15 protein-coding genes are annotated in these 21725 nt (G+C 72.0%); 8 read left to right on the top strand and 7 right to left on the bottom strand.

Going from position 1 to position 21725, the window contains the following annotated elements; all coding sequences use genetic code 11:
• Window positions 1-87 precede the first annotated feature (87 nt).
• The 3 genes from ABD339_RS29000 to ABD339_RS28990 form a co-directional block, all read right to left on the bottom strand.
• Window positions 88-1131 (bottom strand): ketoacyl-ACP synthase III family protein, encoded by a 1044-nt coding sequence (locus tag ABD339_RS29000; RefSeq protein WP_344570111.1) that lies wholly within the window; start codon window positions 1129-1131, stop codon window positions 88-90.
• 74 nt (window positions 1132-1205) lie between these two features.
• Complete coding sequence (locus ABD339_RS28995; RefSeq protein ID WP_344570110.1) at window positions 1206-2231, bottom strand: methyltransferase; 1026 nt, start codon at window positions 2229-2231, stop codon at window positions 1206-1208.
• Entirely contained in the window at window positions 2228-2584 is a 357-nt protein-coding gene (locus tag ABD339_RS28990; protein ID WP_344570109.1) for a phosphopantetheine-binding protein, read from the bottom strand. The genes ABD339_RS28995 and ABD339_RS28990 overlap by 4 nt, the downstream gene beginning before the upstream one ends.
• Before the next feature lie 236 nt (window positions 2585-2820).
• Between ABD339_RS28990 and ABD339_RS28985 the strand changes: the two genes are divergently transcribed.
• The 6 genes from ABD339_RS28985 (at window position 2821) to ABD339_RS28960 (ending at window position 9872) form a co-directional block, all read left to right on the top strand.
• Window positions 2821-3906 carry a ketoacyl-ACP synthase III family protein gene (locus ABD339_RS28985; RefSeq protein ID WP_344570108.1) on the top strand — a complete coding sequence of 362 codons (1086 nt, stop codon included), beginning with the start codon at window positions 2821-2823 and terminating at the stop codon, window positions 3904-3906.
• Between the two features lie 83 nt (window positions 3907-3989).
• The gene (locus tag ABD339_RS28980; protein ID WP_344570107.1) at window positions 3990-5273 is read left to right on the top strand and encodes a methyltransferase domain-containing protein; all 1284 of its coding nucleotides are present in this window, start codon (window positions 3990-3992) and stop codon (window positions 5271-5273) included.
• Between the two features lie 52 nt (window positions 5274-5325).
• Window positions 5326-6552 (top strand): nucleotide disphospho-sugar-binding domain-containing protein, encoded by a 1227-nt coding sequence (locus tag ABD339_RS28975; RefSeq protein WP_344570106.1) that lies wholly within the window; start codon window positions 5326-5328, stop codon window positions 6550-6552.
• Window positions 6549-7616, top strand: a complete 1068-nt coding sequence (locus ABD339_RS28970; protein ID WP_344570105.1) for a glucose-1-phosphate thymidylyltransferase — start codon at window positions 6549-6551, stop codon at window positions 7614-7616. The genes ABD339_RS28975 and ABD339_RS28970 overlap by 4 nt, the downstream gene beginning before the upstream one ends.
• Window positions 7613-8605 carry a dTDP-glucose 4,6-dehydratase gene (gene rfbB / locus ABD339_RS28965; RefSeq protein ID WP_344570104.1) on the top strand — a complete coding sequence of 331 codons (993 nt, stop codon included), beginning with the start codon at window positions 7613-7615 and terminating at the stop codon, window positions 8603-8605. The genes ABD339_RS28970 and rfbB overlap by 4 nt, the downstream gene beginning before the upstream one ends.
• 121 nt (window positions 8606-8726) lie before the next feature.
• Window positions 8727-9872, top strand: a complete 1146-nt coding sequence (locus ABD339_RS28960) for a DegT/DnrJ/EryC1/StrS family aminotransferase (RefSeq protein WP_344570103.1) — start codon at window positions 8727-8729, stop codon at window positions 9870-9872.
• Between the two features lie 179 nt (window positions 9873-10051).
• On the opposite strand, the gene ABD339_RS28955 is transcribed toward ABD339_RS28960, so the two are convergent.
• Both ABD339_RS28955 and ABD339_RS28950 read right to left on the bottom strand, forming a co-directional pair.
• Window positions 10052-11536: a DHA2 family efflux MFS transporter permease subunit gene (locus ABD339_RS28955; protein WP_344570102.1), complete on the bottom strand. Its 1485-nt coding sequence runs from the start codon at window positions 11534-11536 to the stop codon at window positions 10052-10054.
• A gap of 113 nt (window positions 11537-11649) precedes the next feature.
• Window positions 11650-12246 carry a TetR/AcrR family transcriptional regulator gene (locus ABD339_RS28950; protein WP_344570101.1) on the bottom strand — a complete coding sequence of 199 codons (597 nt, stop codon included), beginning with the start codon at window positions 12244-12246 and terminating at the stop codon, window positions 11650-11652.
• Between the two features lie 123 nt (window positions 12247-12369).
• On the opposite strand from ABD339_RS28950, the gene ABD339_RS28945 reads away from it, so the two are divergent.
• Entirely contained in the window at window positions 12370-12957 is a 588-nt protein-coding gene (locus ABD339_RS28945; protein WP_344570100.1) for a dTDP-4-dehydrorhamnose 3,5-epimerase family protein, read from the top strand.
• Between the two features lie 10 nt (window positions 12958-12967).
• Here the strand turns inward: ABD339_RS28945 and ABD339_RS28940 are convergent, their stop codons facing one another.
• The gene (locus ABD339_RS28940) at window positions 12968-13717 is read right to left on the bottom strand and encodes an NAD-dependent epimerase/dehydratase family protein (protein WP_344570099.1); all 750 of its coding nucleotides are present in this window, start codon (window positions 13715-13717) and stop codon (window positions 12968-12970) included.
• A 259-nt stretch (window positions 13718-13976) separates the two neighbouring features.
• Window positions 13977-15203: a nucleotide disphospho-sugar-binding domain-containing protein gene (locus ABD339_RS28935; protein WP_344570098.1), complete on the bottom strand. Its 1227-nt coding sequence runs from the start codon at window positions 15201-15203 to the stop codon at window positions 13977-13979.
• Window positions 15204-15757: 554 nt separating this feature from the next.
• Here ABD339_RS28935 and ABD339_RS28930 point away from each other — a divergent pair.
• The coding region (locus ABD339_RS28930; protein WP_425576131.1) for a type I polyketide synthase at window positions 15758-21725 on the top strand (5968 nt) is incomplete at its 3' end.

Below are 21725 nucleotides of genomic sequence, written 5' to 3'. Positions count from 1 at the left end.
CGTCATTCCTTTCGGTTCTCGGACGCCCGGTGCCGGGCGTGGGTCATTCCGCCCGGGGCCGTGGGGCGTTCCGCCCGGGGCCGTGGGTCATGCCGCCCAGGGCGGTGCGCTGAGCATCTTCACGACGGCGCACGAGAGGGTGACGCCGGGGCCGGTGCCGAGCAGCAGCATGTGGTCGCCGGGGCCGAGCCGGCCGGTGGTCACCAGGTGGTCGAGCGACAGGATCTGGTCGCTGGCTCCGCAGTGGCCGATGGTGCGGCCGAACTCCCAGGTGGACTTCTCCAGCGGCAGGTCCAGGGGCACCATGCAGCGCTGTTCGACGATGTCGCGGGCGTAGTTCATGAAGGCGACCCGGGTCAGGTCGCCGACGGTGATGCCCGCGTCCGCGAGGGTGGCGTCGATGACCTCGGTGAGCCGCTGCTGGATGGTGAAGAGCGCGAGGGTCCCGCCGCCGTCGGACCGGGAGCGCTGCCGGTACTCCTCGTTGCGCCGGCCGAAGTCGAGGCCGCGGCCGTCGAGGATGCCGGGCGGGAAGAGCGGTTCGGCTCCCCGGTGCAGCTCCTCGGCCTCGGGCACCGTCGCGGAGCGGACGGCCGCGAGCTGGGCGAAGCCCTCGTCCTTGGTGAGGACGAGGGCGCTCGCGGCGTCTCCGCAGATGTAGCCGGGTCCCATGCGCCACCGGTCGGTCATGGGCGTGCCGTAGTTGTCGGCGGCGACCAGCAGCGCGGCTCGCCGCCCGGACTCGGCCCGCAGGTGGCCGACGGCGAGTTCGAGGGCGCTGAACATGCCGTTGCAGCCCAGATGGATCTCCGAGGCCGTCATCCCGCCGCCGGTCAGGTGCCGCTGGAGGTAGGAGTGCGGCAGCCAGCCCTCGGGCCCCTGGTGCCAGGTGGCCACATAGAGCAGCAGGTCGAGGTCGGTGGGGCGGCGCCCGCAGCGTTTGAAGGCGTGCTGCGCGGCGTAGAGCGCCATCTCGGGGGCCGGGGTGTCACCGGCCACGGCGGCGCCCCCCAGCTCGTGGAGTTCGGCCTCCAGTTCCGGGTACAGCCCCTCGGCCACGGCCTGTTCGACGCTGACCGCCTCGGGCAGGTAGGTGCCCAGGCCGCTGATGTAGAGATCGGTGACGCGCATGGCGGGTGTCCTTCGCGGGCGGGCGTGGTGTGCGCGGGCGGACGGGGGCGGCGTTCGCGGACCGACGAGGGCGGCTACTTGATTCCGGCGATCAGCGCGTGCTGGAAGCCCACGCCGTCGTGGCGCTCCGTGCGCGAGAACCCGGCGTCCACGAGGCAGCGGCTGATGTCCTGGCCGGAGGGGACCATGCCTTCGCCGGTGGCGATCGCGAGGAAGTAGGCGGACATGAACGCGGCCGAGAGCGGGCCGGTGTTGTCGTCGTCGGAGACGAAGCTGTAGACGAGGACGCTGCCGCCGGGCGGCAGTGCGTCGTGGCACTTGCGCAGCAGTTCGGTGTTGCGCGCCGGCGACCAGCTCTCGAACAGGTGGCTGAAGACGACGGTGTCGGCGCCCTCGGGCAGCGGATCGGCGAACAGGTCGCCCGCGCGGGTGTGCACCCGGTCCTCCAGCCCGGCGTCCTTGATGTTGCGGACGGCCAGAGCCAGTGGTTCGTCCAGGTCGAAGACGGTGACCTGGAGGTGGGGGTGGGCGCGGGCGAGGGTGAGCGCGTTGGTGGCCTCGCCGCCGCCGACGTCGATGACGTGCCGCGCGGAGGAGAAGTCGTAGGTCTCGGCGACCAGCGGGAAGGTCTTGCTGGAGGCGTCGCCCATGTTCTCGTAGTAGACCCGCTGGACCTCCGGGTGTGCGGCGAGCCGGTCGTAGAGCGTGGGGCCGCTGCCCGCGAGGTGCCGCAGGCCGATGTTGGTGTTCCGGCGCACGGACTCCAGCAGGTCGCCGATGCCGGGGTTGGTGACGTGGCGCTGCATCTCCACGCGCGGCCCGAGGTAGTTGGGGCTGCCGCGCAGCAGACAGCGCCGAGCCAGGGGCGCGTTGCGGTAGGTGTCGCCCTCCTTGTGGAGGAGCCGCAGCGAGGCCAGCCCGAGCAGCAGCACCCGCGCGGCGTGCTCCTCGGTGTCCAAGGCGGCGGCCACCCCGGCCAGGTCGAGGCCCCCCGTCTCCTCCAGGTGCCCGAACAGGTCGAGTTCGAGGCCGGTACGCAGGAGTTCGAAGGCGGTGTGGCCGTGGATGACGGTGTGGAGCAGCTCGATGTCCTCGATCACGCCCGGCTCTCCTTCGGCGCGGCCGGAGCGGGCGGCGGCGCGGGGGCCCGGGTCCGGTCCGTCGCCCGGGCCTGGGCCGCGGCCCCGTCCGGTTGGACGGCGCAGACCGCGGCGGCGAGGTGCCGTACGTCCTGGAAGGTGTCGCTGTCGATGGCCGAGGACGGCAGGCCGACGCCCAGGTCGCTGCGGATGAAGTTCAGCAGGCGGGCCGCGTTGAGCGAGTCGAGGACGCCCAGTTCGAGCAGTTTGGTGTCCTCGTCGAAACTCTCGCGGAATTCCTCGGGAATGAACCGCTCGCGCATGAAGGCGATCAGTTTCCCGGTCACTGCGCTTTCGGTTGCGGTGGCTGCCATGAGGCTCCTACGGCTGTCCGGAATGAGGGCCGACGGGCCCGCGACGGGATCACTGTTCGCCATGCGCCTTAAGAGCCGCTAAGGCTCCTCTTTCGCAACCGGGAGCGTCATTTTTTCGCCTTTGTCCGCCGGACTGCCCTGCCTGGCGTGAGCACAGGCTGAGACAAGTACGCCTTAAGAACCGGCGTGAAGACTCCGGGAAGTTCCGTGACGATGGCCCGAATGAGGAGGCGGCGGTGCGCATCCGCGACGTTTACGTGGAAAGCCTCGGCACATTCGTGCCCGAGCCGATGAGCGTCGAAGAGGCCGTCGCGCGGGGCTGGTACCCCGCCGAGGACGCGGCGGCGGGCGGCTGGCTCTCGGCGACAGTAGCCGGAGACATCGAGGCGCCGGAGATGGCCCTGCGCGCCGCCCGGCAGACGTTCGAGCGCTCGGGGCTGAGCCCCGGTTCGGTCGGGCTGCTGCTCTACCCGGACTGCTGGCACCAGGGCCCGGAAGGCTGGCATCCGCAATACCACCTCCAGCGGCAGCTGCTGATGGACGACGCGCTGGCGGTGGAACTGAAGCACGGCTGTACGGGGATGTTCAGCGCGCTGCGGCTGGCCGCCGACCACCTCGCGGCCAGGGCGCCCGGCGCCACCACCGGCACGCCCGGTACGGAGGGCCCCGGCGACGCGGCGGCCCTGCTGGTCACCAGCGACAACTACGGCACGCCGCTGCTGGACCGCTGGCGCCAGAGCGCCGAGTTCATCATGGGCGACGGCGCCTGCGCGCTCACCCTCACCCGGCGGCCGGGCTTCGCCGAACTGGTCTCGCTCACCATGTCCACCATCCCGGAGGCGGAGGAGCTGCACCGCTGCGGCGAGCCGCTCTTCCCCCCGACGGTCACCACGGGCCGGCCGCTGAACTTCGCCTCGCGGATCGACGCGTTCAAGCAGAAGGTCGTGACCGAAGGGCTGGGCTCGCTCGCCCTGTTCAAGATCCAGAAGACCCTGGTGGACTGTGTCGGCCAGGCGCTGGAGGAGGCCGGGAGCACACTGGAGGAGGTCGCCTGGGTGCTGCCCAACAACGCCTCCAAGGAGCAGACCGAGGTGGGCTTCCTCGCCGCGCTCGGCCTGCCGCTGTCCCGCTCCACCTGGGAGTACGGCCGCACCATCGGGCACACCGGCGCCGGGGACCAGTTCTTCTCCCTGGCCCATCTGCTGTCCACGGGGCGGCTGTCGGCGGGCGATCACGTGCTGATGTTCAGCGTGGCGCCCGGCGTCACCGTCTCGGCCGCCGTCTTCAAGATCCACAGCATTCCGGACTGGGCCCGTCCCTGAGAGCCCGCCTCTTTTCCCTCTATTCCTCCTATTCCTCTTTCCCCCCACCAACTGCGCAGCAAAAGAGATCGGGAAGGCGTCGGATGGGCAGCAACGGCAACAGCACAGAATCCTGGGCCCGGCGGATCCGGGAGTGCCGGGCGTGTGGTTCCACGGACTGGCAGAACGTCGTCTCCCTCGGCGAAGTGCCCTTGGCGAACGGTTTTCTGGAGCAGGGGCATTCCTACGACGACGAGCCCCGCTTCCCCCTCGAAGTGGTCTCCTGCCGCGGCTGCCGACTGCTGAGCCTCACCCATGTCGTCGATCCGGCCGTGCTCTTCCGGGAGTATCTGTATGTCACCTCCCCGTCGGAGACGATGAAGCGGCACATGCGCCGCGTGGCGGACCTGTGCGAGGAGCGCTTCGGTATTCCGGCCGGCTCCCTCGTGGTCGAAATGGGAAGCAACACAGGAGAGCAGCTCGCCGCCTTCCAGGAGGACCGCATGCGGGTCCTGGGCGTCGATCCGGCCCGCGACCTCGCGGCCGTCGCCACCGAGCACGGCGTGCGCACGCTGCCGGAGTTCTTCTCCGCCACGAGCGCCGGGCACATCAGGGAGGAACACGGCCCGGCCAGGCTGATTCTGGGCCGCCATGTCTTCGCGCACATCGACGACATCGCCGATGTGGCGGCCGGGGTGCGGCAACTGCTGCGTTCCGACGGGGTGTTCGCCATCGAGGTGCCGTACGCGCTGGACATGCTGGAGCGCAACGAGTTCGACACCATCTACCACGAACACCTGTCGTACTTCATGGTCGATACCCTGGCGGCCTTCTTCGCCCGGCACGGGCTGCGCGTGCTGGACGTGGAGCACTTGGGCGTGCACGGCGGCTCGATCCTCGTCTTCGTCGGCCACCAGGACGGCCCCTGGCCCACCCGCCCGGTGGTGGACCAGATGCGGGAGAAGGAACAGCGCGCCGGGCTCCACGACGACTCGACCTACAGCGGCTTCGCGTGCAGCGTCGAGGAGACCCGCGAGGCGCTGACCCGCCTGGTGGGAGAGCTGCGGGCCGAGGGCCGGCGCATCGCCGGCTACGGAGCGCCGGCCAAGGGCAACACGCTGCTCACCACGTGCGGCCTGGGACACGGGCAGCTGGAATTCTGCACGGACACCACCGAACTCAAGCAGGGCAAGGTATTGCCGGGCACCCATGTGCCGGTGCGCTCCCCGTCGTACGGCAAGGAACACCGGCCGGACTACTACCTGCTGCTGGCCTGGAACTACTCGGAGGAGATCTTCCGCAAGGAGCGGGACTACCTGGAGGCGGGCGGCCGGTTCATCGTGCCCATACCCCGGCCCCGGGTCGTGACCGCCAGCTCGGCCAACTGAACGAGCCCGCGGACGGCGGGCCGTCCCTCACATCGGCGGCAACGGAGTAGACGTGCGCGTCCTTTTCCTTCCGGTGGCTCTGCCGAGCCACTACTACGCCATGGTTCCCCTCGCCTGGGCGCTGCGCCTGGCCGGGCACGAGGTCCGCGTCGCGGGGCGCCCCTCGCTGCTGGCGGCCATCGGCACCTCCGGCCTGACGGCGGTCCGGGTGTCCGGATCCGAGGAGGCGCTGCCCGGCATCCGGGAGGCGGTGGAGGAACTGCGCCAGGAGACCGGCAAGAGCCTCAGCGACTTCGGCACGCCGGAGGCGATGCCCCCCGAGGTGGAAGCCAGGTTCCGCCGGCTGCGCCGCGAGGCGCTGATCGCGACCACGGCCGAGATGGCCGGGGACCTGGTGGGCTTCGCACGCGCCTGGCGGCCCGACCTGGTGGTCAGCGATCCGGTGATGCTGGCCGGGGCGCTGGTCGCCGGGGCGGCGGACGTCCCGCTGGTGCACCACATGTGGGGCCCGCTGCCGCCGTCGGCCGGGCACTGGCCGGGCTGCGGACTGCCGGTGGAGGAGTGGCCCGCCTCGCTGCACGCGCTGTTCGAGCGCTACGGCGTCCCGGAGCGCGCCTCGTACGCGGTGGCCACCATCGACCCGTGTCCGCCGGGGCTGGGCACGGTGCCCGTGCCCCGGCGGCTGGGCATGCGTCACATCCCCTACAACGGGCCCGGCAGCACGCCGGACTGGCTGCGCGAGCCGACCGAGCGGCCCCGGGTGTGCGTGTCGTGGAGCATGTCCCACACGGCCACCTCCGGGGGGCGCACCTACCCGGCGGCGGCTGTGGCCGAGGCGCTGCGCGGGACCGGCGCCGAGGTGGTGGCGACGGTCAGGGCCGGCGACCGGGAGGGCTTCGGCCCCGTGCCCGAGGGGGTGCGGGTGGTGGAGGAGTTGCCGTTGCAGCTGGTGATCCCCTCCTGTGCCGCCGCCGTCAACCACGGCGGCACCGGCACGGTATTGACGATCGCCGCCTGCGGGGTGCCGCAGGTGCTGCTGCCACTGGACCCGGTGCACGCCGTCAACGCCGACTGGCTCGCGGCGGCGGGCGCCGGGGTCCGGCACGCGTCCCGGCCCATGGAGCCGGAGCGGATCGCGGCATCCGTCGCCGGGATGCTCGCCGGGGGGAGCTGGCGGCGGGCCGCCGAGGCGGTGCGCGAGCAGATCGCCGCCCAGCCCGGCCCCGCCGAAGTGGTGCGGACGCTGGAGAAACTGGCCGAGGAGCGGAGGGCATCGTGAAGGCACTCGTGCTGGCGGGCGGCCACGGCACCCGGCTGCGCCCCTTCAGCCACAGCACCCCCAAGCAGCTCGTCCCCGTCGCCAACAGACCGGTGCTCTTCCACGCCTTGGACGCGCTACGTGCGGCGGGTGTGACGCGGGCCTGCGTCATCGTCGCCGGGCACGGGCGTCCCATCCGGGAGGCGGTGGGCGACGGTTCGGACTTCGGGATGGCGGTGGAATTCCTCTCCCAGGACGCGCCGCGCGGGCTGGCGCACTGTGTGCTGCTCGCGCGGCCCTTCCTGGGCGATGACGACTTCGTGATGTACCTGGGCGACAACGTCTTCGCCGAGGGCATCGCGCCGCATCTGACGGCCTTCCGCGCGGACTCGCCCGCGGCCCAGCTGGTGGTCAGCAAGGTCGAGGATCCCTCGCAGTACGGGATCGCCGAGCTGGACGCGGCGGGCCGGGTCACCGCCTTGTGGGAGAAGCCCGCCGACCCGCGCGGTGACATGGCGGTGACCGGCGCCTATGTGTTCACCTCCGCCATCCACGAGGCGGTCGCCGCCATCGGGCCCAGCGCCCGCGGCGAGCTGGAGATCACCGACGCCATCCAGTGGCTGGTAGGCCGGGGCCACACCGTGCGAGCCCGGCCGTATACCGGCTACTGGAAGGACACCGGCACGCTGGCCGACCTCCTGGACTGCAACCGGGCCCTGCTGGAGGGCCTGGAGAGCCGGGTGCGCGGCAGCGTCGATGCCGGCTCGCGCCTGTCGGGGCCGGTGACTGTCGAGGAGGGTGCCGTGGTGCGCCGCTCGCACGTGGAGGGGCCGGCCGTCATCGGCGCGGGCGCACTGGTCGAGGACAGCCATGTCGCCCCGTACACGGCGGTCGGGCCCGGCTGCCGGCTGCGGGGCGCCGGGGTCGGCGACTCCATCCTCATGACGGGTGCCTCCGTCGAAGGAGTCCGCCACGTGCGGGGGTCGATCATCGGGAAATCTGGTGAGGTGCGGAGGGGGCCCCAACTGGGCGCGCCCCACCGGTTGTTGATCGGTGACGACAGCAGAATCGAGATAACAGCATGAGGGTTTTCGTCACGGGCGGAGCAGGCTTCATCGGCTCGCACTATGTGCGCGAACTGCTCGCCGACCGCCTGCCCGGCACCGTCGGCGCCCGGGTGACCGTGCTGGACAAGCTGACCTACGCGGGAAACCTGGCCAACCTGCCCGACGGGCACCCCCGGCTCGCCTTCGTGCACGGCGACATCTGCGACGGCGAACTGCTGCGCGAACTGCTGCCGGGCCACGACCTGGTGGTCCACTTCGCGGCGGAGTCCCACGTGGACCGGTCGCTGGACAGCGCGGCGGCGTTCATGACGACCAATGTGATGGGCACCCACGCCCTGCTGGACGCCTGCCGCGCCACCGGGGTGCACCGCGTGCTGCACGTGTCCACCGACGAGGTCTACGGATCCGTTCCCCACGGCTCCTCGACCGAGCGCGACCTGCTGGAGCCCAACTCGCCGTACGCCGCCTCCAAGGCGGCCAGCGACCTGGTGGCCCGCGCGCACTGGCGCAGCCACGGCCTGGAGATCTCCCTCACCCGCTGCTCCAACAACTACGGGCCCTACCAGTTCGTGGAAAAGCTGATACCGCTGTTCATCACCAACCTGCTGGACGGCAAGGACGTGCCGCTGTACGGCGACGGCCATCACGTGCGCGAGTGGCTGCACGTGGACGACCACTGCCGCGCGCTCCACCTGGTGGCCGTGGGCGGGCGCGCCGGGGAGACCTACAACATCGGCGGCGGCACCGAGCTGACCAACGCCGAGCTGACGGAGCGGCTGCTGAAGCTGTGCGGGGCCGGCGCGGAGCGGGTGCGGCAAGTGCCCGACCGCAAGGCCCACGACGAGCGCTACTCCGTCGATATCAGCAAGATCACCGGTGAGCTGGGCTGGGAGCCCCGCGTCCCCTTCCCGGACGGCCTCGCGGACGTCGTGGACTGGTACCGGGAGCACCGCGGCTGGTGGGAGCCGCTGGTCAAGGACCGCGCCGAGCAGGCCGCCGGCCGGTAGCCGTACCGCCCCGCGCCCGGGCTCCGATGCGGGGCCCGACATCTCAGGCCCGCGTCCACGCGTCACGGGTCCGGGAGCGCGTACCCGAGAAGCGAACACCTCAGAGAGGAGGGGCGCGCTCATGCCCCGCACACCGATGTTCAGTGAGCCCCTCCATGTGGGCCGGCCCAATGTGGGAGACCGGCAACGCCTGCTGGAGCGCATCAACGGCGCCCTCGACCGGCTGTGGCTGAGCAACAACGGCCCGCTGGTGGCCGAGTTGGAGGAGCGGGTCACCACGCTGACCGGCGCCCGCCACTGCGTGGCGCTCTCCAACGCGACCACCGGCATCCAACTGGCCGCACGCGCCTGCGGAATCCGGCAGGGCCAGGAGGTGGTCGTGCCCGCCTTCACCTGGATCGCCAGCCCGCACGCGCTGGAGTGGGCGGGCCTGGTACCGGTCTTCTGCGACGTGGACGAGGAGACGGCGACCGCCGATCCGCAGAGCGTCGAGGAGCTGATCGGCCCGCGTACCGGCGGCATCCTGGGCGTGCACGTCTACGGCCGGCCCTGCCGGGTGACGGAGCTGGCGAAGGTGGCCGACCGGCACGGCCTGCCACTGCTGTTCGACGCGGCGCACGCCTTCGGGAGCACCTACCAGCAACAGCCGCTCGGCGGGTTCGGGTCGGCGGAGATCTTCAGTTTCCACGCGACGAAATACATCAACAGCTTCGAGGGCGGAGCGCTGGTCACCAACGACGACGAGGTGGCCGCGAAGGTGCGCGCCATGCGCAACCTGGGGCTCAGCCCGGACCGCGACATCGTCTCGGCGGGCACCAACGGGCGGATGAGCGAGATCAGCGCGGCGATGGGCCTGGTGTCGATGGACATCATGGACGACCTGATCGAGGTCAACATGCGCAACGAGCTGTGGTACCGGGAGGGGCTGGCCGGGCTCCCGGGCGTCACCGTCCGCTCGCAGGCCCCCAAGGAGCGGGCCAACCACCAGTATCTGGTGCTGGAGATCGACGCGGCGGCCTCGGGCGTGCACCGCGACACCGTGCACGAGACGCTCTACGCCCACAACGTCTTCTCGCGCCGCTATTTCTACCCCGGCTGCCACCAGAGCGAGCCCTATGTGCACGCCCCCGCCGTGCACGCCCCCGTCCCCCTGCCGCACACCGAGGCGCTGAGCACCCGGGTGCTGGCGCTGCCGACCGGCAGCGCCGTGGGCGAGGCGGAGATCGCCGGGGTCTGCGACCTCATCCGCACGACGCTGGCAGGGTAGCCCGCATCCGGGAGCCGGCCGCGCGGACCGTGCCCGGCAAGGGCACGGTGGCCGCACACCGAAGGGGCGGGGAAGGCATCGGCCTCCCCCGCCCCTTCGCCGTCGCCGCCCTTTTGGCCGCCCGTTCCAGGTGTGCTTCCGGGGCCGGGCGCCGGGGCCGGCGGCGGCCTCCGGCCCGGTCAGGCGCTCGCCGCTCCCGGGGCGGTGGGCGCCGCCGCGCCCTCCTTCGGCTTCACGCGCACCGTGGCCTTGTTGGGCATCAGCATCGCCAGGATCGCGGCGAAGGCGGCGAAGGCCAGTGCCCACCAGAAGGCGCGCCCGTAGGCGCCGGCCAGCCCGTCGGGGGTGACCGGGCCGCTGTGGGACAGGTGGATGATGCGCGACTGGGCCACGATCAGCAGGACGGCGGCGCCGAAGGAGGAGCCGACCTGCATGATGATGCGGTTGGTCGCGCTGGCCCGCGGAATGGCCGGCGGCGGTACGTCCCGCACGGCGGTGGCCATGGCGGGCACCATGACGCCGCCCATGCCGGCGCCGCTGAGGACGAGCGCCACCCCGAGCAGGGCCTGGTTGGTATCGGCGCTCAGCTGCGTATAGACGGCGCAGCCCGCCGCGGTCAGCACCAGCCCGCCGATGACCAGCAACCGGGGCGAGAGCCGGTCGGCCAGCCAGCCGGCCGCCATCATCGACAGGGCCATTCCGGCGCCCAGCGGGATGAGCTGGAGCCCGGTCTCCATGGGGCTGTGCCCGCGTACCTGCTGGTAGTAGAGCGGCAGGACGCCCATCGCGCCGAACAGGGCGACGGAGGCGAAGAACAGCACGGAGGTGGAGGAGGTGAAGCTGCGGATCTTCAGCATCCGCAGATCGAGGATGGGGTTCTCGGTGCGCAGCGCGTGGAGCGCGAAGATGCCCAGCAGTGCGACGCCGATGACCAGCGGGACGATGCAGTGGGCGTCGGCGAAGCTGCCGCGCTTGCCGGCCTCGGCCAGTCCGTAGACCACGACGGCGCAGGCGGGCGAGAGCAGAATCAGTCCGATGACGTCGAGGCGGCTGGAGGCGGCGGCCCGCTTGGTGGGCATGGCGCGCCAGGCGAGCACGATCGCTGCCAGGCAGATGGGGACGTTGATGTAGAAGATCCAGCGCCAGTCGGCGTCGCTGACGATCCAGCCGCCGACGACCGGGCCGAGGACCGGGCCGAGCGCGGTGGGGATGCCCATCACGCTCATGACGCGGCCCATCCGCGAGGGCCCGGCCTCCTGCGCGAGGATCGCCATGCCCAGCGGCATGATCATGCCGCCGCCGAGGCCCTGGACGACCCGGAAGAAGATCAGGCTCTCCACGGACCAGGCCAGGCCGCACAGCACGCTGCCGATGATGAACAGCGCCAGGCAGACCAGCCACGTGTTGCGGGCGCCGAAGCGCTCCAGGGCCCAGCCGGAGGGCGCCATGACGGCGGCCATGGCCAGCAGATAGCCGGTGGCCACCCACTGGATGGTGACCAACGTGGTGTCGAACTCCTTGAGCCAGGTGTTGAACGCGATGTTGGTCATCGTCGCGTCCATCTGGATCATGATCGCGCCCAGGGCGACCGCGACCATGACTTTGACCAGGGAGGGTGGGATGCGCCGGTCCTGCTCCTGCGCGGAATCGGATGTCACTGCCATCTTCCAGACCTCGGATTTCTGTCTCTGTGCCGGTGCGACATTTGTGCGGTAAAAATTTACTTACCCGGTCATGAGCAAGGCCGCGGACCGGGGACCGCGGCCTGTCCGGAGGGCTACCCAGGCCCCGTCATGCCGTCCAGGAGCTGGCCGAGCGCCCTGTCCCGCGCCGGGCCCGCGTCGAAGTCGATATTGGCCTCCTGCCGGGCCTGGAAACCCCTGCCCGACATGACGAGGGCCCCCACCAGCGCGCTCATCGCCATACCGTGCGCGACCTCGAAGGGGCAGTCGGTGCGGAAGACCCCTTCGGCCTGCCCGCGCTCATACAGCTCCCGCAATCCGGCCGGCAGGGCGTCCAGGGGCGGCGCCGGCAGCGTCTGCCAGCCGTCGAGCGCCTCGTGCAGCCAGAGCCCCACCAGCACCGGTTTGCTGTGCAGCGTCTCCGCGAACGCCCCGAGGGCCATCCGCATCCCCTCGTAGGGCTCCAGGGAGACCGCCTTCTCCACCGCCGGATGCCAGCTGTCGCGCCACTGCTGCATCTGATCGACGAGGACCGCTTTGTAGAGCCCCTTCTTGCTGCCGAAGTGGTGATAGATCATGCGCTCATTGACCCCGGCGCGCTGGACGATCGCCTGGATGCGCGTGCCCCGCGCCCCGTAGCGTGCGAACTCCTCCGCCGCCGCTGCCAAGAGCGACTCCCTGCTGCCTGCCATGCGGTAAATACTTACAGAACCTCCGGGAGGGGTGCAAGCGGACCGGCCGAGCACCGCGTGGGCCCCGGAGGGCGCGTATAGGTTGAACCCCCACGAAGGCGCAGTCCCACGGGGAGGCAGCACATGGACCACCGAAAGCTCAAAGTCGAGGGCGCGGTGGAGTTTTCGCCCAGAAAGTTCGCCGACGCCCGCGGGCATTTCACAGCCCAGCTCCAGCGTCCCGTCTTCCGGGAAGCCACCGGCCGGCCGCCCTTCGATGTCGCCCAGGTGAACCTGAGCCGCTCCGGCCGGGGCGCCCTGCGCGGTATTCATTTCACGGCCGTCCCGCCCGGCTCGGCGAAATACGTGTACTGCGCGCACGGCGCGGCCCTGGACATAGTGCTCGACACCCGCGCCGGCTCCCCCACCTTCGGGGCATGGGACGTGGTGCGCATCGACGCGGACAACGCCCGCGCCGTCCATGTGCCCGTGGGCGTCGGGCACGGGTTCCTGGCGCTGGAGGACGAGACCGTCGTCACCTACCTGGTGTCCGCCGACTACGCCCCCGAGCACGAGCACACCCTCAACCCCCTCGACCCCGCGCTCGGCCTCCCCCTGCCGCAGGACATCGAACCCCTCGTCTCCGACCGGGACCGCGAAGCCCCCACCCTCCAGGAGGCGCGCGCGGCCGGGCTGTTGCCGGACTACGCGAGCGCGCGGCGGGCGGAGTGAGGGGCGGCGGCTACGGACATGCGGCAAGGTGGCGGTCCAGGGCGCTCTTGTAGTAGTCCGGGCCGAAGCCGAGGTCCTTGGCCTCGGGCAGCAGCCGCAGCAGCTTCTGCGTCGAGACCAGGCACACGGACGCGTCACCCTCCACGACCTGCCGCTCGGTGATGGTCCGGCCCAGGCGCTGCGCGATGTGCTCGATGAGGGCCTCGGAGGGCACGGTCGTACCGGAGGCGACGTTGACGACCTCCTGGCTGATGCCCGTGGTCAGCAGGCCGTCGACGAGGGTGACCGCGTCCGCGACGTGGATGATGTCGCGGGAGGCGCCCCGGTGGATGCGGACCTTGCCCGAGCGCACGGCCCGCACGAGGGAGGGGATCAGCTGGTGGTCGGCCTGGCGGGGGCCGAAGGCGTGGCTGAGGCGGACGATGAGGTGCCGGACCCCGGTGGAGCGGATGACCGTCTCCAGCAGCAGCTTGTTCCTGCCGTGCGCGTTCCCGGGGAAGACCGGATCGTCCTCCTTGCCCTGGCTGCCGCGAGCGGCGTCGTACATGCCCGCGCTGCCCGTGGAGAAGTAGAGCAGGAGCCGGCCCTGCTTCTCGCAGCGGCGGATCGTCTCGTACACCAGGTCGGCCTCGCGCTGGTACTCGTCCGCGCGCACCCCGTCCACCCGCGAGACCCCCGAGGCGAGGGCGACGACGTCCGGGTGACGGGCCGCTATCGGCTCCAGGTTCTGTGCGATGAATCCACGGCCGACGATCTCCATGCTTGGTTCCTTCCGCAGTGTGTGACGGCTCACAGGATGTGACGACTCCGCAGGATGACAACTCCGCAGCAGGTGACGGCATTCTCCGGGCCCGGTCCCGCCCGCTCGCCGGGGCCTCCCGCCCACTGGTCGCGCCGGACCCGGCCGGGGGCCCGGCCGACGCCAGGGTTCCGGCATCTCGCCTCGGCCCGGCGCGATCCGCTCCGGGCACGGGCCCGTTGACCGGTCTTCTGACGGCCCCTGGTGACGGCCACGGGGGTCAGCGCGGCCGGCCCGACGCGGCGACCGCCTCCAACTCACGCACCGCCTCGGCGGGTTCGGGCTGCGCCGCGTTCTCCGCGCGCAGCGCGTCCGCCGCCAGCCGCCAACGGTCCTCGGCCAGCAGGGACTTCACGCAGCCCGCGATACCGGCGACGTCAACGGGCCGCGACCGGTGCGCGACTCCCGCGCCCACGGCCGCGATCCGCTCGGCGTTGACGACGTGCACCGGATCGTGCGGCATCATCACCTGCGGCACACCGTAGGCGGCCACCGTCAGCGAGGTGCCGCCGCCCCCGTGGTTGACGGCGACGGCGCACGTGGGCAGGAGAAGTTGAAGCGGCAGTTCGGCCACCACCCGCACCCCCTCGGGCACCGGGCCGAACCGCCGCCGGTCCGTGGCCTTGACCGTGGCCACGACCTCCACGCCACCGAGGGCGTGCAGGGCCCCGGCGGTGGCCGCCGCCGGGTAGTCCGACTCCCCCGACGTCGCCGTGTGCGACATGCTCCACGAGACACAGACCCGGGGCAGCGCGGCCGGCTCCAGCAGCCAGGGCGGTACGGGGCCGGGCCCGTTGTACGGGACGTAGCGCATGGCGATCCGGCCGGGCACCGGCTGCGTCTGGAGGCTGGGCGGAGTGGGATCGACAGTGGCGGCGGCCGGGTCCGCGCGCTCCTCGACGCCGAACGCGGCGTAGAGCCGGTGGAGTCCGTCGGGCCACTCGGCCGGCGGCAGCCCGTTGCCCAGGGAGCGGGCGGCGGCGGGCAGCGGACCCGACAGGTGCCGCACCAGCGGCGCCCCCACCGTAGCGGCGGCGAGCGCCGCCGCGAAGGCGACCGGATCGCCCACGACCAGTTGGGGCCGCCACGCGCGGGCGAAGGCCACGAGGTCATCGGCCTGGTGCGCGGCGTCGGCGACCAGCGCGGCGCGCCGCAGGTCCCTCAGCTCGGCGCGTACCGCACCGGGCAGGGCGTCCAGCCCCCCGAAGTCGGCGAGGGAACGGCCCGTCAGACGGCGCACCGCCTCGCTGGACTCGCGGATGCCGCCCAGGGTGTCGTAGGAACCGCCGGCGCTCACGGCCGGCAGTCCGGAACTCTCCACCATGCCGCGCAGCTGCGGCGGTACGGCGACCCGCACCTCGTGGCCCGCCGTACGCAGCGCCCAGGCGAGGGGAACCATCGCGTAGAAATGGCCCGCCGCGGCCAAAGGAACGAAGAGTACGCGCACATCCACTCCACTGTCGCCTGCCGAAAAGCGGTCACGTCGGCTCCGTGGGGGGCACGACGGAATACGCCGACAGAGCGAACCATTCAAGGGCAGCACATACCGCTAGCCCGTACATAAATCCCGGCATGCATTTCCCTAAAGCCCGCGGTGCTTTAGAGCCTGGCAAGCAGCCCCTTAGCTGCCCCGGCGACGCTCGCAATTCGATCCAGAAATGTCTTCGAACGGCCTCCCGGGGACCTCGTCGTCCGTCGTCCGGTCCCGGAAGGCCGTGGGGTAGGGGAGGTCGGCCCGCAACGATGGGTAGTCACCGCGCGCTTGAAGCCTCGGCACCATGCGGGTCGGCCGCGCCACGTGAGTCGGCGGCCCCGCGCGAGCCGGCCGTGTCGGATGAGCCGGTCCTTTCGGAGGAGGCCGCCTTTTCGGCGAAGGCCGCTTCTTCGGAGAGGGCGGCTGTGGCGGAGGAGGCGGCCCCTTCGCAGGAGGCGGCTGTGTCGGAGGAACTGACCGTGGCGGAGGAACTGACCGTGTCGGACGAAACAGCCCTGTCCGATGACCTGGCCGACGAGCCTCCCTTCGAGATCGCCATCGTGGGGCTCTCCTGCCGGCTCCCCTCCGCCCCCGACCCCGGCGCCTACTGGAGGCTCCTCCAGCGGGGCGAGAGCGCGATCTCGGACACGCTGGGCGCCCGGGCCGGCGACCCCGGCGCGGCGGTCCGTCACGGCGGGCTGCTGGAGAGCGTGGACGGGTTCGACGCGGAGTTCTTCGGCATCTCGCCCCGCGAGGCCGAGGGAATGGACCCGCAACAGCGGCTGATGCTCGAACTCGGCTGGGAGGCCCTGGAGGACGCGGCGCTCGTCCCCGGCGCGCTGCGGGAGACCCGGACCGGGGTGTTCCTCGGCGTCATGGCCGACGACTACGCGAACCTGCTGGCCCGGCACGGGCGTTCGGCGCTCAGCCATCACGCACTCGCCGGGACCGCGCGCGGCATCCTGGCCAACCGGCTCTCCTACATCCTCGGACTGCACGGGCCCAGCCTGACCGTTGACGCCGCGCAGTCCTCGTCGCTGGTCGCGGTGCACATGGCCTGCGAGAGCCTGCGCACGGGCGAGTCGGCGCTGGCCCTCGCCGGAGGCGTGAACCTCATCATCGGCCCGGACAGCACCGCCAGGACCCGCCGTTTCGGCGGCCTGTCCCCCGACGGCCGCTGCTACACCTTCGACGCACGCGCCAACGGGTACGTGCGCGGAGAGGGCGGCGGCCTCGTCGTCCTCAAGCCGCTCGACCGCGCGCTGGCCGACGGCGACCGCGTGTACTGCGTCATCCGGGGCAGCGCCGTCAACAACGACGGAGCCACCGACGGCCTGACCGTGCCGCACCCGGCCGGCCAGGAGGACGTCCTGCGCCGGGCCCTCCGGCGGGCGCGTACGGCACCCGAGGAGGTGCAGTACGTCGAACTCCACGGGACGGGCACCCCGGTGGGCGACCCGGTCGAGGCCGCGGCGCTGGGAGCCGCGTACGGGAGGGCGCGGGCCGGGGACGGGGACCGCACGGCGGACGAGGATCGCGCGGGGGACGAGGGCCGCGCGGGGGACGAGGGCCGCGCGGGGGACGAGGGCCGCGCGGGGGACGAGGGCCGCGCGGGGGACGAGGGCCGCGCGGGGGACGAGGGCCGCGCGGGTGCGGCGGAAGGTGACGGCGTTCGGACGGCGGAAGGTGGCGGGCGCCGGGCGCTGCGGGTCGGGTCGGTGAAGACCAACATCGGCCATCTGGAGGGCGCCGCGGGGATCGCGGGGCTCCTCAAGGCGGCGCTCAGCATCCGGCACCGGCAGCTTCCCGCGAGCCTCAACTTCACCGCGCCGCCTCCCGGTATCCCGCTGGACGAGCTGGGGCTGCGCGTACAGACCGCGACGGGTGACTGGCCGCGCGGGGACGCTCCGCTGACGGCGGGCGTCAGCTCGTTCGGCATGGGCGGCACCAACTGCCACGTCATCTTGTCCGAGGCGCCCGCGGAGGCTGCCGAAGCCGCCGCCGTCGGTGGAGGAGACGAGGTCGCGGGGCCGGTGGTGCCGGTGGTGCCGTGGCTGCTGTCCGGGCGGTCGCCCGCCGCGCTGCGGGCGCAGGCCGAGCGACTGCGCGACCACCTCTCTCTGGACGCGGCCGGGAGCCTGGACGGTGCCGGGAGCGACATCCGCGCGGTGGGATGGTCCCTGGCGACCACACGGACCGCCTTCGCTCACCGCGCCGTACTGCTGGGCCGCGACCGGACCGAACTGACGGCGGGGCTGGCGGCCCTCTTGTCGGGGGAGCCCTCCGGCAATCTCGTGACGGGCCCGCACGGCGGCGCGGTCACCAGCGGCGCGGGGGATGCCGGGGCGGGGGGTGCCGGGGCGGGCGGTGGTGGCACCGCCGTCCTGTTCACCGGGCAGGGCAGCCAGTACCCCGGCATGGGGCGCGAACTGTACGCCCGTGTCCCCTACTTCGCGGCCCGGTTCGACGAGCTGTGCGCGGCCTTGGACCGGCGGCTCGGCGAAGATCACATGCCCCTGCGCGAGGTCGTCTTCGCCGAGGACGGCACCCCGGAGGCGGAGCTGCTGCACCGGACCTCCTACACCCAGCCCGCGCTCTTCGCCCTGGAGACCGCGCTCTTCCGGCTCTGCGCCCATTGGGGGCTGCGCCCGGACCACCTGATCGGCCACTCCGTCGGCGAGCTGACCGCCGCGCACATCACGGGCGTCCTCTCGCTGGAGGACGCGGCCACGCTTGTCGCCGCGCGCGGGCGGCTGATGGAGGCGCTCCCGCCTGGCGGCGCGATGCTCTCGGTCGAGGCCACCGAGGCGGAGGTCCTGGAGACGCTGGAGACATCGCAGATCCAGGACACGCCGCAGACGCCTGGCGCGGGGCGGGTCTCGCTCGCCGCCGTCAACGGCCCGGCCTCGGTGGTGGTGTCCGGCGAGGAGGACGCCGTCGCCGGGCTGGCGGAGCTGTGGCGGGGGCGGGGGCGCAAGGTCAAGCGGCTGCGCGTCAGCCACGCCTTCCATTCGCACCTGATGGCGCCGGCGCTGGCGGAGTTCGACCGCGTCGCCCGTGGGCTGACGTACCACGCGCCCACGCTCCCCGTCGTCTCCAACGTGACCGGACGCGCCGCGACCGCCGCCGAGCTGTGCGACCCGGACTACTGGGTACGCCATGTCAGGGAGGCGGTGCGGTTCGCCGACGGCATCGCCACACTACGGGAGCTGGGCACCTCCCGCTATCTCGAACTCGGCCCCGGCGGCGTGCTGACCGGGATGGCCGGGTCCTGCCTGGCACCGGCCGTCCAGGGAGGCGGGGAGGCCCCCGCCTTGATCCCGACCCTCAGCACGCGGCGTCCCGACCCGGAGGCCGTCCTCACCGCGCTGGGGCACGCGTACGCGGGGGGCGCCGAGGTCGACTGGAGCGCGGTGTTCGGCGGGGCGGGCCGCACGGTGGAGCTGCCCACGTATGCCTTCCAGCGCACCCGCCACTGGCCCGCCGGACTCGAACTCGAACTCGGCCCCGGAATGGACGGGAACGAGACCACGGACGGTTCGGCGGGCTCGGCAGGTTCGGGAGGTTCGGGAGGTTCGGGAGGTTCGGAGGAGGACGCCGACCAGCCGGGAGGGTCGGAGGGTGCGGAACGGCCGGAGGACGGGGCCGGGACGGCCGGGACGACGCCGTGGCGCGGGCGGGTGGCGGGCCTCGGGCAGGCCGAGCGGCGGCACGCGGTGCTGGATCTGCTGCGCACCACGGCAGCCCTCGTCCTGGGACATGTGACCGCGCAGTCCGTCGATGTCCGGCGCACGTTCAAGGAACAGGGCTTCGACTCGGTCTCCGCCGTGGAGCTGCGCGACCGGCTGGCCACCGCGACCGGACTGCGGCTGCCCGCCGCCCTCGCCTTCAGCTACCCGACACCCGACGCCCTCGCGGAACACCTGTGCGCCGAGTTGGCCGCCGCCGCGGAGAACGGCACGGAGGACGGCACGGAGGACGGCACGGAGGACGGCGCCGGCTCCGAAGACGGCGCCGGGATCAGCGCCGGTACGCGGACCGGCCACGGCGCGCCCGCGGGCGGGGACTTCGCGGACACCGTCGGCGAGCCGCTGGCCATCGTCGGCATGGCCTGCCGGTATCCGGGCGGAGTCAGCTCGCCCGAGGAGCTGTGGCAGCTCGTCGCGGAGGGCAGGGACGTGATCGGCCCGTTCCCGACGAACCGGGGCTGGGACCTGGACGGGCTCTACGACCCGGACCCGGACACCCACGGCACCTCGTACGTACGGCACGGCGGCTTCCTGTACGACGCCGACCTGTTCGACCCCGCCTTCTTCGGCATCAGCCCGCGCGAGGCGACCGCGATGGACCCGCAGCAACGGGTGCTGCTGGAGGTCTCCTGGGAGGCGCTGGAGCGCGCGGGCATCGCACCCGACACGCTGCGGGACCGTCCCGCCGGGGTGTTCGTCGGCGTCACCGCGCAGGAGTACGGGCCCCGTCTGCACGAGGCGCCCGAGGGACTCGCGGGTCACCTGCTGACCGGCAGCACCTCCAGCGTCGCCTCCGGCCGCATCGCCTACACGCTGGGGCTGCGCGGACCGGCTGTCACCGTGGACACGGCGTGCTCGTCCTCCCTGGTGGCGCTCCACCTCGCCGCCCAGGCGCTGCGCGACGGCGAGTGCTCGCTGGCCCTGGCCGGGGGTGCGATGGTGATGTCCGGGCCCGGCATGTTCGTGGAGTTCAGCCGCCAGCGCGGGCTCGCCCCCGACGGCCGGTGCAAAGCCTTCGCGGCGGGCGCCGATGGCACCGGCTGGGCCGAAGGCGCGGGCATGCTGCTGCTCGAACGGCTCTCCGACGCCCGCCGCAACGGTCACCCCGTCCTCGCCCTCCTCAAGGGCTCGGCCATCAACCAGGACGGCGCCAGCAACGGCCTGACCGCACCCAACGGGCTGTCACAGCAGCACGTCATCCGCCAGGCGCTGGACAGCGCGGGGGTCGATCCCGCGCACATCGACCTGGTCGAGGCCCACGGCACAGGCACGGCACTCGGCGACCCCATCGAAGCGGACGCGCTCCTCGCCACCTACGGCCGGGCCCACTCGGCCGACCGCCCCCTGTGGCTGGGCTCGCTCAAGTCGAACATCGGGCACACGCAGGCGGCGGCCGGTGTCGGCGGCGTCATCAAAATGGTGCAGGCCATGCGCCACGGCGTACTGCCGCGCACGCTGCATGTGGACGAGCCGACGCCGCACGTGGACTGGTCCAGCGGAAACGTCACCCTTCTAACCGGTGACGAAAACTGGCCCCACACCGGACACCCCCGCCGCGCCGCCGTCTCCTCCTTCGGGATCAGCGGCACCAACGCCCACGTCATCCTCGAAGCCGCACCCGAAGCCCCCGCCGAAGAGCACCCCGAACCCTCAAACCTCCCTGTGCTGCTGTCCGGCAAGAACGAACCCGCGCTACGGGAACAGGCCGCGCAACTGGCCACGTTCATCAGCGAACGGCCCGAGGTTGATGTCGCCGAGATCGCCCGCACCCTGGCCACCTCACGCACCCACCACCCCCACCGGGCCGGCATCGTCAGCCAAGAACGCGAGGAGTTGCTGGAGGCGCTGGGCGCGCTGGCGAACGGCGAGCCGCACGCCTCGGTGGTGGAAGGGGTCGCCCCCGCCGAACCCGGGAAGACCGTGTTCGTCTTCCCCGGACAAGGCTCGCAATGGGCCGGCATGGGCGTAGAACTACTGGACTCCTCCCCCGTGTTCGCGCAAAGTCTGCGCGAATGCGCCGACGCCTTGAGTGCGCACGTGGACTGGAACCTGTTCGACGTCCTCCACGAACGCGACGGAGCACCCGGACTGGAACGGGTCGATGTCGTCCAACCCGCCCTCTTCGCCCTGATGGTCTCCCTGGCCCGCGTGTGGGAATCCCACGGCATCACAGCCGACGCCGTGATCGGCCACTCCCAAGGAGAAATCGCCGCCGCCCACATCGCCGGAGCCCTCACCCTCCACGACGCCGCACGCATCGTGTGCCTGCGCAGCCAAGCCCTGGTCACCCTCGCCGGAACCGGCGGCATGGCCTCCATCCCCCTCAACGCCGACGACACCACAACACGACTCACCCCCTACGAGGGCCTGTACGTAGCCGCACACAACGGGCCCCAAAACACCGTCATCTCAGGAGACCCCACAGCCCTCGCCGCCATGGTCACCGCATGCCACAACGACGGCATCCGCGCACGCACCATCGACGTCGACTACGCCAGCCACTCCCCCCACATCGAAAACCTCCACCACATCACCGAACTCCTCGACGGCATCACCCCCCACACCTCCCACACCCCCTTCTACTCCACCCTCACCGGAAACAAGCTCGACACCACCCAACTCACCCCCGACTACTGGTACAACAACCTCCGCCACCCCGTCCTCTACCAACAAACCCTCCAACACCTCAACAACGAAGGCCACCACACCTACATCGAAACCAGCCCCCACCCCGTCCTCACCACCC

It is taken from the genome of Streptomyces axinellae (assembly GCF_039532135.1).
GTDB classification, from domain to species: Bacteria; Actinomycetota; Actinomycetes; order Streptomycetales; family Streptomycetaceae; genus Streptomyces; species Streptomyces axinellae.
The sequence above is the reverse complement of the archived record's forward strand: the minus strand, read 5'-3'. Positions and strand labels throughout refer to the sequence as shown.